Source organism: Streptomyces sp. NPDC050085, assembly GCF_044460595.1.
Lineage (GTDB): Bacteria > Actinomycetota > Actinomycetes > Streptomycetales > Streptomycetaceae > Streptomyces.
The window spans coordinates 1,649,105-1,661,652 of sequence record NZ_JBITJZ010000001.1 but is presented as its reverse complement, the minus strand read 5'-3'; the positions used below and the strand labels follow the sequence as shown (position 1 = coordinate 1,661,652).

The following is a 12,548-nucleotide window of genomic DNA, read 5'->3' as shown; positions in this document are numbered from 1 at the left end:
GCCATGACGCAACAGGCCGAACTCTCCGCAGGTCCGATCGCGTACGACGACACCGGCGGCGACGGCACCCCCGTCGTCCTCCTCCACGGGCTCGCCCAGGACGGCACGGTGTGGCGCCACGTCGTGGACGAGCTGGGCGCCTCCGTGCGCTGCATCGTCCCCACCCTCCCGTACGGCAGCCACCGCACGCCACTGCGCCCCGGCGCCGAACTCTCCCCGCGCACCATGGCGTTGCTCATCGGCGAGTTCGCCGACACGCTGAAGCTCGGCGACGACACCGTGTTCGTGGAGAACGACGCGGGACGCCTGCAACAGCTCGCCGCCGAGCGGCCCGAGAGGGTGGGCCGCATGGTCATCGCCGGGTGCGAGGCCTTCGACAACTACCCGCCGGGACCGAGCGGCAAGCTGCTCGACCTGGCCTCGCGCGTGCCCGGCGGCATCACCGCCCTCGCGCGCGTGCTGTCCGTACGCGCCCTGCGCCGGGTGCCCGGCACCGGATACGCCGTGATGGCGCACCGCCCCGTCCCGCACGACCTGATCGACCGCTGGGTCGAGCCCCTGCGCACGGACCCGGTGGCCCGCGCCGTCCTGCAGCACTACCTCCGCGCCACCGTTCGGACGGAGATGATGGAGGCGGCCGACGCCCTGCGCACGTACGACCGTCCGGCGCTCGTCGTGTGGGGCAGGCAGGACAGGATGATGCCGCTCGCGCACGGCCGCCGCCTGGCCGAACTGCTGCCGCAGGGGCGCCTGGTGGAGCTGGACGAGTGCGGCACGCTGATCCCGCTGGACCGGCCACGCGCCCTCGCGGAGGCGATCAGGGAGTTCGCGACCTCCTGAACTCCCTTACCAGTCAAGGGGCTTGGGGTACGCGGAACCGGCGCCGGTACTCCGTCGGCGTCGTGTTCAGGCGCCGCCGGAAGGCCCGCACCAGCGTGTCCGTCGTACCGAACCCGCACGTCGTCGCGATGCGCTCCAGGGTGTCGTCGGACGACTCCAGCTCATGGCGGGCCTTCTCCACGCGCACCGACTCGATGTACGCGTGCGGGGTCGTCCCGAGGTCGGTCTTGAACAGGCGCGTCAGATGCCGGTCGCTGACGTGCGCGTACTCCGCGAGGTCCATCACGGTCAGCGGCTCGCCGATGTGCCGCAGGATGTGGTGGCGCAGGTCCTCGATGCGCCGCGTCGTGGAGACCTGCTCCAGCGGAACGCTGAACTGGCTCTGTCCGCTGGGCCGCTTCAGATACATCACCAGCTGCCGCGCGACCCGCAGGGCCACCGCCTCGCCGAGGTCGTCGGCGATCAGCGCGAGCGAGAGGTCGAGGCAGGCGCTGATCCCGGCGCCCGTCCACACGTTGCCCTCGCGGATGAAGATCGGGTCGGCGTCGACCCGCACCGCCGGGTGGTCAGCGGCCAGCTGCTGCGCGGTGGACCAGTGGGTCGTGGCGCGCTTGCCGTCGAGCAGCCCCGCGGCGGCCAGCAGATGCGCCCCCACGCACACGGAGGTGATCCGGTGCGTGCGGACGGCGAGCTTCTTCACCCAGGCGACGAGCGCGGGGTCGACGAGCGGGTGGACACGGCGCTCGTCGTCCACCGTCACCGCCCCGGGCACGAGGAGCGTGTCGATGGTGCCCGCGGCGGCCTGTGCGAAGGTGAGGTCCGGCAGGATGCGCACCCCGGCGCCGGTGGTGACGGGGTCCATGGTCTCGGCGGCGAGCAGCACCTGGTAGCCCGCCGCCTCCTCGGTCTCGCGCAGCGCGAGCGAGAACACCTCCGGCGGCCCGGTGACGTCGAGCAGGTCGACGCCCTCGAAGAGCACGATCACGATGAGTCGTCTGACGGCGTTACCGGTCTTCGGCACGGAACCCCCTGCGTTCACAGTTCTCGGCATGCCGGAATCAGCATGTCGGAATCAGCATGTCGGAATCAGGATGCCGGAATCGGCATGTCGGTATCTGCATGTTAGACGTCATTGCCGACGTCACGGCTGGGTCATAGCGTTACAGACGTGGCCCGGTGAACGCTCCGGACCGCGCCTCCCACCCGTGATCCAAAGGCGGTAGAACCATGTCCCGAACCACGCTGCGCGAGCTCAACGGCTTCGACGAGACGCCCGCGAAGCTGGCCGGCTCGACGCTGATCCTCATCGACTTCCAGAACACCTACACGCAGGGCGTGATGGAGCTCGACGGCTGGGAGGCGTCGCTCGACGCCGCCGCGCAGCTCCTGGCGCGGGCCCGGGAGGCGGGCACCAAGGTCGTCCACGTCATCAACGACGGCGGCGAGGGCACCCCGTACGACATCCGGGCCGAGATCGGGCAGATCCACCCCAAGGTCGCGCCCGTCGACGGGGAGCCGGTCGTCGTCAAGCAGGTCCCGAACGCATTCGTCGGCACCGACCTCGCCACGCACCTCACCGAGGGTCAGGACGTCGTCATCGCGGGCTGGATGACGCACATGTGCGTGGCGTTCACCGCCCAGGGCGCGTTCCTCAACGGCAACCGTCCCACCGTCGTCGCCGAGGCCACCGCCACCCGCTCGCTCCCGGTCGCGGGCACCGACGTACCCGCCGAGCACGTGCACCAGGGTGCCCTCGCCACCATCGCCGACCTGTACGGGGTCGTCGCCCTGTCCCAGAAGGAGATCGTCTGATGAAGCTGCTCCGTTCCGCCGCCGCGCTGGGTGCCGCCGCCGTTCTCGCGGCCACCGTGTCCGCGTGCGGAGGCAGCTCCGAGGCCGCCACGCGCACCGACAGCCGTGACCAGCGCCAAGAGAAGAACCACGAGAAGAACTACGCCAAGGACACGACGACGCTGCGCCAGCTGATGAAGCTGGACGAGACCCCGGCCAAGCTGTCCGACGCCACGCTGGTCCTCGTCGACTACCAGAACGTCTACACCGACGGCACGATGGAACTCACCGGCTGGCGCGAGGCGGTCAAGAACACCAAGGCCCTCCTCGAGCGGGCCCGCAAGGCGCACACGCCGGTCATCCACATCGTGGAGAAGGGCTACGACCTCAAGTCGAAGGCCGGGCAGATCATCCCGGACCTCAAGCCCGCCAAGGGCGAGGCCGTCGTCGAGAAGGCCGTCCCCAACGGCTTCCACGAGACGAACCTCGACGCCGAGCTCAAGAAGACCGGCCGCAAGAACGTCATCATCTCCGGCTTCATGACGCACATGTGCACCCTGTTCACCACCGAGGGCGCCGTCTACCACGGCTACAACCCGACCGTCGTCGGCGACGCCTCCGCCACCCGGCCGCTGCCGGTGAACGGCAACCCCCGCGGCATCCCGGCCAAGCAGGTCCACGAGGCGGCGCTCGCCACGATCCAGGACCGCTTCGGCGTCGTGGTGCCGAAGCAGCGCGACATCAAGTAGCGCATCACCGCGCATCACCACGTACGACTGCTGAGGAAAGGCGCCCAGGGCCCGGGCGCCTGTTCCCGCTCGGCTTCCCCCTTCTCACCCCTTCTCACCCCTTCTCCCCCCATTCCCCCCAGACAAAGGCTTCCCCCCATGAATGAGATCCCCCCCATGCACGGAAAACCGAACCCGAAATCCCCATGGAGAGAACGAAGATGGCTACGCGCAGAGGATTTATAGGCGGCGCTACCGGCATCAGCACGGCCGCCCTGCTCGGCTACTCGGCGACCCCGAGTGCCGCGGACACCTCTACGGGTACGGAAGCGGCCGCGGCCGTCACCCAGCAACAGGCGCGGGAATCCCTGTTCGCCGTCAATGCCGGGATGCGCGCCAACTACGCCACCCTCAAAGCAGAGTTGATCAAGCACCTGGCCCCGGTGGTCGTCGTCCAGAACGACGCCAAGGGCGGCCGGTTCACCCTCGTGACCAAGGACGGTCAGGAGTCCAGCAACCCCGTCCCGCAGACGTTCGAGCTGGCCAAGTCCATCGCTCACGTCCCGCTCGGGATCTTCTCGGTGATCGCGTCCTACCTCGCGGACAAGATCCCGAACCTGCCCAACGCGAACCGCATCGACCCGCACGACCTGGTGATGGTCGCCTTCAACGACGACACGTCCACCGCCTGGATCGAACCCCTCAAGGCCTACGCCGCCAAGCTGACCACCGCCCGCGCCAACCTCGCCGCAGCGGGCCTGCCCGCCGCGCTGGCCACGTCCTGCGGGCACATCCTCGACGCCGGTGTGGCCTTCATCAACACGTCGATCGCCGCCAAGCACTTCGACATGAAGTCCTTCGAGGACTTCTCCGGCAGCGTCTACCCCGACATCCGCACCAACATGGAGCACGCCTCGCAGGCCCAGATCAGCGGCGTGCGCGAGATCATGAAGACCTGGCGCGCCAAGGTCGGCGAGGCAGCCTGGGCCGACCTGTACTGCGTGGTGCTCTCGCAGTGGACGACCAGCGTCCTCAACCAGAACACCATCATCATCAAGGACTGCATGAACGCGGCGAAGGTCGCCACCCACCTCATCGACCTGCCCGGCCTCGAGCCGCCGGCCGACCCGATCTTCACCGCACTCGACAACCTCGCCCGCATCGTGCAGGACAACATCGCCGCCGAGATGGTCTTCCCGAAGGACACGGTGGTCGCCGACGCCCTCAAGGGCCAGCAGGACCTGCTCTCCGACGAGATCCTCAAGCAGATCGGCAGCAACACGGTGACGACCCTGTCCGCCCCGACCTACAACACGGTCGCCGCGGCGTCCGGCGTCTGCCCGGTCCCTCACTAGTCACCTGAGACGAGCGGCGGCTCCCCCTGCCGGTGAACGGGGGAGCCGCCGCGGCCGTCGCTTGACCCTCCCGTGGCGTGAGGCCGCATAGTCGGTGCCGTGGAAGAGCACCTGACCGTGGGGCGCGTGGCCGAACTGGCCGACGTCAGCGTCCGCACGCTGCATCACTATGACGAGATCGGCCTCGTACGGTCGTCCGCGCGGACCGCGGCCGGGTACCGGGCGTACTCCGCGGACGACGTGGAGCGCCTGCGAGAGGTGCTGGCCTATCGGCGCCTCGGCTTCGGACTGCGCGAGATCGCGGACCTCGTGGACGACCCGGACACCGACGCGGTCGCACATCTGCGGCGGCTGCGCGGCCTGTTGGCGGGTCAGCGCGACCGCGCCGCCCTCATGGTGACGGCCATCGACACAGAACTGGAGGCGCGGGCCATGGGGATCAGAACGACGCCGGAGGAGCAACTCAAGGCGTTCGGCGCGCAGTTGTACGAGACCATCGGGACCGCCTATCCGGCGACGCGGCGCACCGAGCCGCGGATCGCCGAACGGATCTGGGCGGCGCTGGGGGACGCGCGGACCGTCCTGAACGTCGGGGCGGGCACCGGCTCGTACGAGCCCACCGACCGCGACGTCACCGCGGTGGAGCCGTCCGCGGTGATGCGGGCGCAGCGTCCCGCGGGCGCGGCGCCGTGCGTGGCCGCCGGCGCGGAGAGCCTGCCGTTCGAGGACGGTTCCTTCGACGCGGCGATGGCGGTCAGCACCGTGCACCACTGGCAGGACCCGATCGCGGGGCTGCGCGAGATGCGGCGCGTGGCCCGCCGTGTGGTGGTGTTCACGTACGACGCCAGTAGCACCGGCTGGCTGCAGAGGTTCTGGCTGACCCGCGACTATCTGCCGGAGTTCGGCGAACTCCTCGCCGACTGGCCCTCGTTGGCCGATCTGACCGGTGCCATAGGGGGCCGGGCCGAGCCGGTGCTCGTCCCGTGGGACTGCGCCGACGGTTTCTTCGAGGCGCACTGGCGCCGCCCCGAGGCGTACCTGGACGAGGAGGTGCGCCGCGCGGTGTCGGTGTGGACCCGGGTCGGGCCGCGCGCCGAGCGGCGGGCCGTCGGCGAACTCCGCGACGACCTCGCCTCGGGCCGCTGGGCCGAACGCAACCGCGACCTGGTCGCCCACGACGCGGCGGACCTGGGCCTGCGCCTGCTCGTCGCCTGACGTGCCGTGCGCGGGGCCCGAGAACCCGCCTGCCCCGTTCCCCGCGCGGGTGCACGGGGAACGGGGCAGTCGGGCAAGGGGCAGGGGAGGGCAGCGGGCGACCCTCAGATGTCGCGGAACGTCTCGATCTGCGCGCCCACGGAGTTGAGCCGCTCCGCCAGATCCTCGTACCCGCGGTTGATGACGTACACGTTGCGCAGCACGGAGGTGCCGTCGGCCGCCATCATCGCGAGGAGCACGACCACGGCCGGGCGCAGCGCGGGCGGGCACATCATCTCGGCGGCCCGCCAGCGGGTCGGCCCCTCCACCAACACCCGGTGCGGGTCGAGGAGTTGGAGCCTGCCGCCGAGGCGGTTCAGGTCCGTCAGATAGATGGCGCGGTTGTCGTACACCCAGTCGTGGATGAGCGTCTTGCCCTGGGCGGCCGCCGCGATCGCCGCGAAGAACGGCACGTTGTCGATGTTCAGACCCGGGAACGGCATCGGGTGGATCTTGTCGATCGGCGCCTCAAGTTTGGAGGGCCGTACGGTCAGGTCCACGAGCCGGGTGCGCCCGTTGTCGGCGACGTACTCGGCCGAGCGGTCGTGGTCGAGCCCCATCTCCTCGAGGACGGCCAGCTCGATCTCCAGGAACTCGATCGGCACGCGCCGCACGGTCAGTTCGGACTCGGTGACCACGGCCGCGGCCAGCAGGCTCATCGCCTCGACCGGGTCCTCGGACGGCGAGTAGTCCACGTCGACGTCGATGTGCGGCACGCCGTGCACGGTCAGCGTCGTCGTGCCGATGCCGTCGACCCGTACGCCGAGGGCCTCCAGGAAGAAGCACAGGTCCTGGACCATGTAGTTCGACGAGGCGTTGCGGATGACGGTGGTGCCGGCGGCGCGGGCCGCGGCCAGCAGCGCGTTCTCCGTCACGGTGTCGCCGCGCTCGGTCAGCACGATCGGCCGGTCGGGCGCGATGTCCGGGTGCACCTCGGCGTGGTACAGGCCCTCGGTCGCCGTGATGTCCAGGCCGAAGCGGCGCAGCGCGATCATGTGCGGCTCGATCGTGCGGGTGCCGAGGTCGCAGCCGCCCGCGTAGGGCAGCTTGAAGCGGTCCAGGCGGTGCAGCAGCGGGCCGAGGAACATGATGATCGAGCGGGTGCGGCGGGCCGCGTCCGCGTCGATGGCACCCATGTCCAGCTGGGCGGGCGGCACGATCTCCAGGTCCACGCCGTCGTTGATCCACCGCGTGCGCACGCCGATGGAGTTCAGTACCTCCAGAAGGCGGTACACCTCTTCGATGCGGGCCACGCGGCGCAGCACCGTGCGGCCCCTGTTGAGCAGCGACGCGCACAGCAGCGCCACGCACGCGTTCTTGCTCGTCTTGACGTCGATCGCGCCGGAAAGACGGCGACCCCCCACCACGCGCAGATGCATCGGCCCCGCGTACCCCAACGAGACGATTTCACTGTCGAGGGCTTCGCCAATTCGGGCGATCATCTCAAGGCTGATGTTTTGGTTGCCGCGCTCGATCCGGTTCACGGCGCTCTGGCTGGTGCCGAGCGCCTCGGCAAGCTGCGTCTGCGTCCAGCCCCGGTGCTGGCGGGCGTCGCGGATGAGCTTGCCGATGCGTACGAGGTAGTCGTCTGCCATAGCGGCAGGCTATCTCAGATATGAGATGACGCATTTCGGGGGGCCCATCAGGGTGACGCCCCCTGAGCGCCCCCTGACAAGGCGTCAGTGGCGCTTGCCCGTACGGGTCCGACGCCAGCCGAAGGGGCCCGGCAGGTCCCTGGACGTCGTCCGGCGTCCGGTGCTGCTGCGCGTGTGGCGCGTGCCGTGCGGTCCGTGCGTCGTGATCGACCACGACTTCCGGTTGATGTTGAGGCGGACTCCCGGCAGGATCCGGAAGCTCTTGCGGAACGTGAGCGGCATGACGGCGTCTCCCTCCATGCGGTGCGGTACGCGTACCCGCCCCCGTCCCCTTCAGTCGACGGGGAACACGGCCCCCGGCGCCGCGTACGCCACCGGCCCGTCGAACCGTGCGGCGGCCCGCGTCACGGCGTCCCCGGGCGTCACGGCCCGCCCCACATGCGTCACGATCAGCCGCCGCGCACCAGCGGCAGCGGCCGCCTCCCCGGCCTCCTCGGGCGTGTGGTGCACTCCGCCGCCCTCGTTCCCGTCGGCCTCGCACAGCAACGTCCCGCACCCGTGGGCGAGTTCGGCGAGAGCGGAGCACGGCGCGCTGTCCCCGGAGTACACGAGCGACCGCCCCGCGTGCTCGACGCGCAGCGCGAACGCGGGCAACCCGTGGGCCACTTGACGCGAGGTCAACTCCAGCACACCGACCCGAGCCCGCTCCCCGTCCCTCAACTCCCGTACATCAAAGGCACGTTCCACCGGACTGCGACTGTCCCCGTTGGTGAGGAACCCGGCGAGCCGGTCGGCGATCCCGGGCGGCCCGTACAGCGGAAGCGGCGCCTGGCGACGCACGTCCGCGTACAGCAACCCGTAGTACGCGGTGAGGAGATCGGCGCAGTGATCGGCGTGCAGGTGCGACACCCAGACCGCGTCGAGTTCCCCGAGCCCCACGTGCCGCTGCAACGCCCCGAGCGTCCCGCTCCCGGCATCCACCCACAGCCGGGTGCCGCCCGCGGTGACGAGATATCCCGAGCACGGATTGTCGGCGGCGGGGTACGGAGTGGCACTGCCGAGCACGGTGAGACGAAGGTCACGGTCCATTGCCGGACGCTATCGAACGAGGCTCCGCGCCTTGCCGCCGGGGCTACGCGTCCGTCACGCAGTCCACGGCACAGCCCCGCTCCACGAACCGCTCGCGCAGCGCCGCGGCCGCATCGTCCCTGGACGCGTACGGAATGTCGAAGTGCTCCACCATCAGATCGAGCACCGCCCCGACGGTCACGATGGCCGGCTCCCCGGGCCGCGCCTGCCGCCGCGCCTCGGCGATGGCCATGTCGGAGGCCCGCCGCAACGCCACCGGATACCGCCGCCGCTCCACCGCCGCGGCCCGCCGCCGGTTCCAGGGCCGCGTCGCCCGCCCGCGCGAGGCCAGGGACAGCAGCACGACAAAGGCCCCGGCCAGGGCCACCACCATCACTTCGGTCAGCACGCCCATGGCACCCCCCTCGTGCCGCCGAAGCCTAGCGCTGGTGCGGCGCCCGGCCTCGTACGACCATGAAGGGGCACGGCACCGCTTGATGGCACCATCCGGTGATGTACTAGAGTTATCTCGACATCGAGATATCTGCCGAGGCGCACCGCAATCGCCGCGCCCATCGTCAGTCTGGCGGTAAGGGTTACCTAACTTAGCCTTACCTTAGCGGATCGGCGACCCGTCGTGGCGGCAGGATGTGGTGGAACGCGCACATATATGAAGGAGACTGTCGTGTCGGCGAACAGCTTCGACGCCCGTAGCACGCTGAGCGTGGGCGACGAGTCGTACGAGATCTTCAGGCTGGACAAGGTCGAGGGCTCCGCACGCCTTCCCTACAGCCTCAAGGTCCTTCTGGAGAACCTGCTCCGCACCGAGGACGGCGCGAACATCACCGCCGACCACATCCGTGCGCTCGGCAACTGGGACTCCCAGGCGCAGCCCTCGCAGGAGATCCAGTTCACGCCGGCCCGCGTGATCATGCAGGACTTCACCGGCGTGCCCTGTGTCGTCGACCTCGCCACCATGCGTGAGGCCGTCAAGGAGCTCGGCGGCGACGCCGACAAGGTCAACCCGCTCTCCCCGGCCGAGCTGGTCATCGACCACTCCGTCATCGCCGACAAGTTCGGTACGGCGGACGCCTTCGGCCAGAACGTCGAGCTGGAGTACGGCCGCAACAAGGAGCGCTACCAGTTCCTGCGCTGGGGCCAGACCGCGTTCGACGACTTCAAGGTCGTCCCGCCGGGCACCGGCATCGTGCACCAGGTCAACATCGAGAAGCTGGCCCGCACGGTCATGGTGCGGAACGGCCAGGCCTACCCCGACACCCTCGTCGGCACCGACTCGCACACCACGATGGTCAACGGCCTGGGCGTCCTGGGCTGGGGCGTCGGCGGCATCGAGGCCGAGGCCGCGATGCTCGGCCAGCCGGTCTCCATGCTCATCCCGCGCGTCGTCGGCTTCAAGCTGACCGGTGAGCTGCCCGCCGGCACCACCGCCACCGACCTCGTGCTGACGATCACCGAGATGCTGCGCAAGCACGGCGTCGTCGGCAAGTTCGTCGAGTTCTACGGTGAGGGCGTCGCCGCCACCTCCCTCGCGAACCGCGCCACCATCGGCAACATGTCGCCGGAGTTCGGCTCCACCGCCGCGATCTTCCCGATCGACGACGAGACGCTGAAGTACCTGCGCCTGACCGGCCGTGACGAGCAGCAGGTCGCGCTCGTCGAGGCGTACGCCAAGGAGCAGGGCCTCTGGCTCGACCCGGCCGCCGAGCCCGACTTCTCCGAGAAGCTCGAGCTGGACCTCTCCACCGTCGTCCCGTCGATCGCCGGTCCGAAGCGCCCGCAGGACCGCATCGTCCTCGCGAACGCCTCGCAGCAGTTCGCCCAGGACGTGCGCAACTACGTCTCGGACGACTCCGAGGCGGGCAAGGAGTCCTTCCCGGCCTCCGACGCCCCGGCCGTCTCCAACGGCGTCCCGTCGAACCCGGTCACCGTGACCGCCCCCGACGGCTCGACGTACGAGCTGGACCACGGCGCGGTGACGGTCGCGGCCATCACCTCCTGCACCAACACCTCGAACCCGTACGTGATGGTCGCCGCCGCGCTCGTCGCGAAGAAGGCCGTCGAGAAGGGCCTGACCCGCAAGCCGTGGGTCAAGACCACCCTCGCCCCGGGCTCCAAGGTCGTCACCGACTACTTCGACAAGGCGGGGCTCACCCCCTACCTCGACAAGGTCGGCTTCAACCTCGTCGGCTACGGCTGCACCACCTGCATCGGCAACTCGGGCCCGCTGCCCGAGGAGGTCTCCAAGGCCGTCAACGACCATGACCTGGCGGTCACTTCGGTCCTCTCCGGCAACCGGAACTTCGAGGGCCGCATCAACCCCGACGTCAAGATGAACTACCTCGCCTCCCCGCCGCTGGTCGTCGCGTACGCCATCGCCGGTTCGATGAAGGTGGACATCACGAAGGACGCCCTCGGCGTCGACCAGGACGGCAAGCCGGTCCACCTCGCGGACATCTGGCCGACCGAGGCCGAGGTCAACGACGTCGTCGCCAACTCCATCGGCGAGGACATGTTCAACAAGTCCTACGCCGACGTCTTCGCCGGTGACGCCCAGTGGCAGTCGCTGCCGATCCCGACCGGCAACACCTTCGAGTGGGACGCCGAGTCGACGTACGTCCGCAAGCCCCCGTACTTCGAGGGCATGACGATGGAGACCACCCCGGTCTCCGACATCACGGGCGCCCGCGTCCTCGCCAAGCTCGGCGACTCGGTCACCACCGACCACATCTCGCCCGCCGGTGCGATCAAGGCCGACACCCCGGCCGGCAAGTACCTCACGGAGCACGGCGTCGAGCGCCGCGACTTCAACTCCTACGGCTCGCGCCGTGGCAACCACGAGGTCATGATCCGCGGCACGTTCGCCAACATCCGCCTGCGCAACCAGCTCGCGCCGGGCACCGAGGGCGGCTACACCCGCGACTTCACGCAGGCCGACGGCCCGGTGTCGTTCATCTACGACGCCTCGCGCAACTACATCGAGCAGGGCACCCCGCTCGTCATCCTGGGCGGCAAGGAGTACGGCTCCGGTTCGTCCCGCGACTGGGCCGCCAAGGGCACCGCGCTCCTCGGCGTCAAGGCCGTCATCACCGAGTCGTACGAGCGCATCCACCGCTCGAACCTCATCGGCATGGGCGTCCTGCCGCTGCAGTTCCCGGAGGGCCAGAACGCCGAGTCCCTCGGCCTGACCGGCGAGGAGACCTTCTCCTTCACCGGCGTCGAGGAGCTCAACAACGGCACCACGCCGCGCACGGTGAAGGTCACCACCGACACCGGTGTGGAGTTCGACGCGGTCGTCCGCATCGACACCCCCGGCGAGGCGGACTACTACCGCAACGGCGGCATCATGCAGTACGTGCTGCGCAACCTGATCCGCAACTAGCCGGTTCAGTACGCGAGTTGAGGGCCGCATCCCGGGTTCGCCCGGGGTGCGGCCCTTCCGCGTGTCCGGAACCTCATCACCCGGTCAGGGCGAACACCAGGGTTGCCACGCAGAGCGCCAGCGATCCGCTCGCGTTGAGGAACAGATTGCGGCCGAAGTCCCGCGCCCGGACGTGCATCGTGATCGCGATCAGGAAGTACAGGACCAGCGCGGCACAGGTCAGCACGGCCAGCGGGGGCAGCCAGATGCCGCCGACGAGTCCCGCCGCGGCCGCCGTCTTCAGGGGAGGCAGCAGGGGCCAGTAGCGCCGGGGCAGTCCGACGTCCGACAGGCAGGACGCGATGAAGGCCATCGGCTTCAGGCACATCACCGCATCGCCGAGCTGGACGACGGCGAGGGCGGCGAGCGGCCACCAGGGTTCGATCATGGGGAGGGTCCTCGTTCCGTGCCGGTGTGGCTTGTCATGAAGAGGACCGGGCAGGGGGGTGGATCCGTGACAACTCCCGGCGTGATCCGG

General features: G+C 69.7%; 12 protein-coding genes. 6 read left to right on the top strand and 6 right to left on the bottom strand.

Features of this window, described 5'->3' with window-relative positions; genetic code table 11:
* Positions 1-3 precede the first annotated feature (3 nt).
* Positions 4-840 (top strand): alpha/beta hydrolase, encoded by an 837-nt coding sequence (locus tag ACIBUY_RS07215; protein WP_365569246.1) that lies wholly within the window; start codon positions 4-6, stop codon positions 838-840.
* A gap of 13 nt (positions 841-853) precedes the next feature.
* On the opposite strand, the gene ACIBUY_RS07210 is transcribed toward ACIBUY_RS07215, so the two are convergent.
* Positions 854-1,861: a helix-turn-helix domain-containing protein gene (locus ACIBUY_RS07210; RefSeq protein WP_365569249.1), complete on the bottom strand. Its 1,008-nt coding sequence runs from the start codon at positions 1,859-1,861 to the stop codon at positions 854-856.
* Between the two features lie 206 nt (positions 1,862-2,067).
* Between ACIBUY_RS07210 and ACIBUY_RS07205 the strand changes: the two genes are divergently transcribed.
* From ACIBUY_RS07205 to ACIBUY_RS07190, 4 genes are all read left to right on the top strand, one after another.
* A complete protein-coding gene (locus tag ACIBUY_RS07205) occupies positions 2,068-2,652 on the top strand; it encodes an isochorismatase family protein (RefSeq protein WP_365569252.1) in 585 nt (194 codons plus the stop codon).
* Positions 2,652-3,380, top strand: a complete 729-nt coding sequence (locus ACIBUY_RS07200; RefSeq protein ID WP_365569254.1) for an isochorismatase family protein — start codon at positions 2,652-2,654, stop codon at positions 3,378-3,380. Before ACIBUY_RS07205 ends, ACIBUY_RS07200 begins: the two co-directional genes overlap by 1 nt.
* A 200-nt stretch (positions 3,381-3,580) precedes the next feature.
* Positions 3,581-4,714 carry a hypothetical protein gene (locus ACIBUY_RS07195; RefSeq protein ID WP_365569257.1) on the top strand — a complete coding sequence of 378 codons (1,134 nt, stop codon included), beginning with the start codon at positions 3,581-3,583 and terminating at the stop codon, positions 4,712-4,714.
* A 99-nt stretch (positions 4,715-4,813) separates the two neighbouring features.
* Positions 4,814-5,929 carry a MerR family transcriptional regulator gene (locus tag ACIBUY_RS07190; protein WP_365569260.1) on the top strand — a complete coding sequence of 372 codons (1,116 nt, stop codon included), beginning with the start codon at positions 4,814-4,816 and terminating at the stop codon, positions 5,927-5,929.
* 104 nt (positions 5,930-6,033) lie between these two features.
* Here ACIBUY_RS07190 and ACIBUY_RS07185 read toward each other — a convergent pair whose 3' ends face one another.
* From ACIBUY_RS07185 to ACIBUY_RS07170, 4 genes are all read right to left on the bottom strand, one after another.
* Positions 6,034-7,563: a helix-turn-helix domain-containing protein gene (locus tag ACIBUY_RS07185; protein WP_399152036.1), complete on the bottom strand. Its 1,530-nt coding sequence runs from the start codon at positions 7,561-7,563 to the stop codon at positions 6,034-6,036.
* A gap of 84 nt (positions 7,564-7,647) precedes the next feature.
* Positions 7,648-7,845, bottom strand: a complete 198-nt coding sequence (locus ACIBUY_RS07180) for a DUF4236 domain-containing protein (protein WP_365569266.1) — start codon at positions 7,843-7,845, stop codon at positions 7,648-7,650.
* A gap of 51 nt (positions 7,846-7,896) precedes the next feature.
* Positions 7,897-8,652, bottom strand: a complete 756-nt coding sequence (locus ACIBUY_RS07175; RefSeq protein WP_399152035.1) for an MBL fold metallo-hydrolase — start codon at positions 8,650-8,652, stop codon at positions 7,897-7,899.
* 43 nt (positions 8,653-8,695) lie between these two features.
* Positions 8,696-9,046 (bottom strand): hypothetical protein, encoded by a 351-nt coding sequence (locus tag ACIBUY_RS07170; RefSeq protein WP_365569272.1) that lies wholly within the window; start codon positions 9,044-9,046, stop codon positions 8,696-8,698.
* A gap of 270 nt (positions 9,047-9,316) precedes the next feature.
* Here ACIBUY_RS07170 and acnA point away from each other — a divergent pair, with 270 nt between their 5' ends.
* Entirely contained in the window at positions 9,317-12,031 is a 2,715-nt protein-coding gene (gene acnA, locus ACIBUY_RS07165) for an aconitate hydratase AcnA (RefSeq protein ID WP_365569275.1), read from the top strand.
* Positions 12,032-12,107: 76 nt separating this feature from the next.
* On the opposite strand, the gene ACIBUY_RS07160 is transcribed toward acnA, so the two are convergent.
* Positions 12,108-12,458 carry a DoxX family protein gene (locus ACIBUY_RS07160; RefSeq protein WP_365569278.1) on the bottom strand — a complete coding sequence of 117 codons (351 nt, stop codon included), beginning with the start codon at positions 12,456-12,458 and terminating at the stop codon, positions 12,108-12,110.
* Positions 12,459-12,548 lie beyond the last annotated feature (90 nt).

Coding starts and splice junctions, on each gene's coding strand:
- ACIBUY_RS07215 (WP_365569246.1), top strand. CDS start 4: ATGACGCAACAGGCCGAACTCTCCGCAGGTCCGATCGCGTACGACGAC.
- ACIBUY_RS07205 (WP_365569252.1), top strand. CDS start 2,068: ATGTCCCGAACCACGCTGCGCGAGCTCAACGGCTTCGACGAGACGCCC.
- ACIBUY_RS07200 (WP_365569254.1), top strand. CDS start 2,652: ATGAAGCTGCTCCGTTCCGCCGCCGCGCTGGGTGCCGCCGCCGTTCTC.
- ACIBUY_RS07195 (WP_365569257.1), top strand. CDS start 3,581: ATGGCTACGCGCAGAGGATTTATAGGCGGCGCTACCGGCATCAGCACG.
- ACIBUY_RS07185 (WP_399152036.1), bottom strand. CDS start 7,563: ATGGCAGACGACTACCTCGTACGCATCGGCAAGCTCATCCGCGACGCC.
- ACIBUY_RS07180 (WP_365569266.1), bottom strand. CDS start 7,845: ATGCCGCTCACGTTCCGCAAGAGCTTCCGGATCCTGCCGGGAGTCCGC.
- ACIBUY_RS07175 (WP_399152035.1), bottom strand. CDS start 8,652: ATGGACCGTGACCTTCGTCTCACCGTGCTCGGCAGTGCCACTCCGTAC.
- ACIBUY_RS07170 (WP_365569272.1), bottom strand. CDS start 9,046: ATGGGCGTGCTGACCGAAGTGATGGTGGTGGCCCTGGCCGGGGCCTTT.
- ACIBUY_RS07160 (WP_365569278.1), bottom strand. CDS start 12,458: ATGATCGAACCCTGGTGGCCGCTCGCCGCCCTCGCCGTCGTCCAGCTC.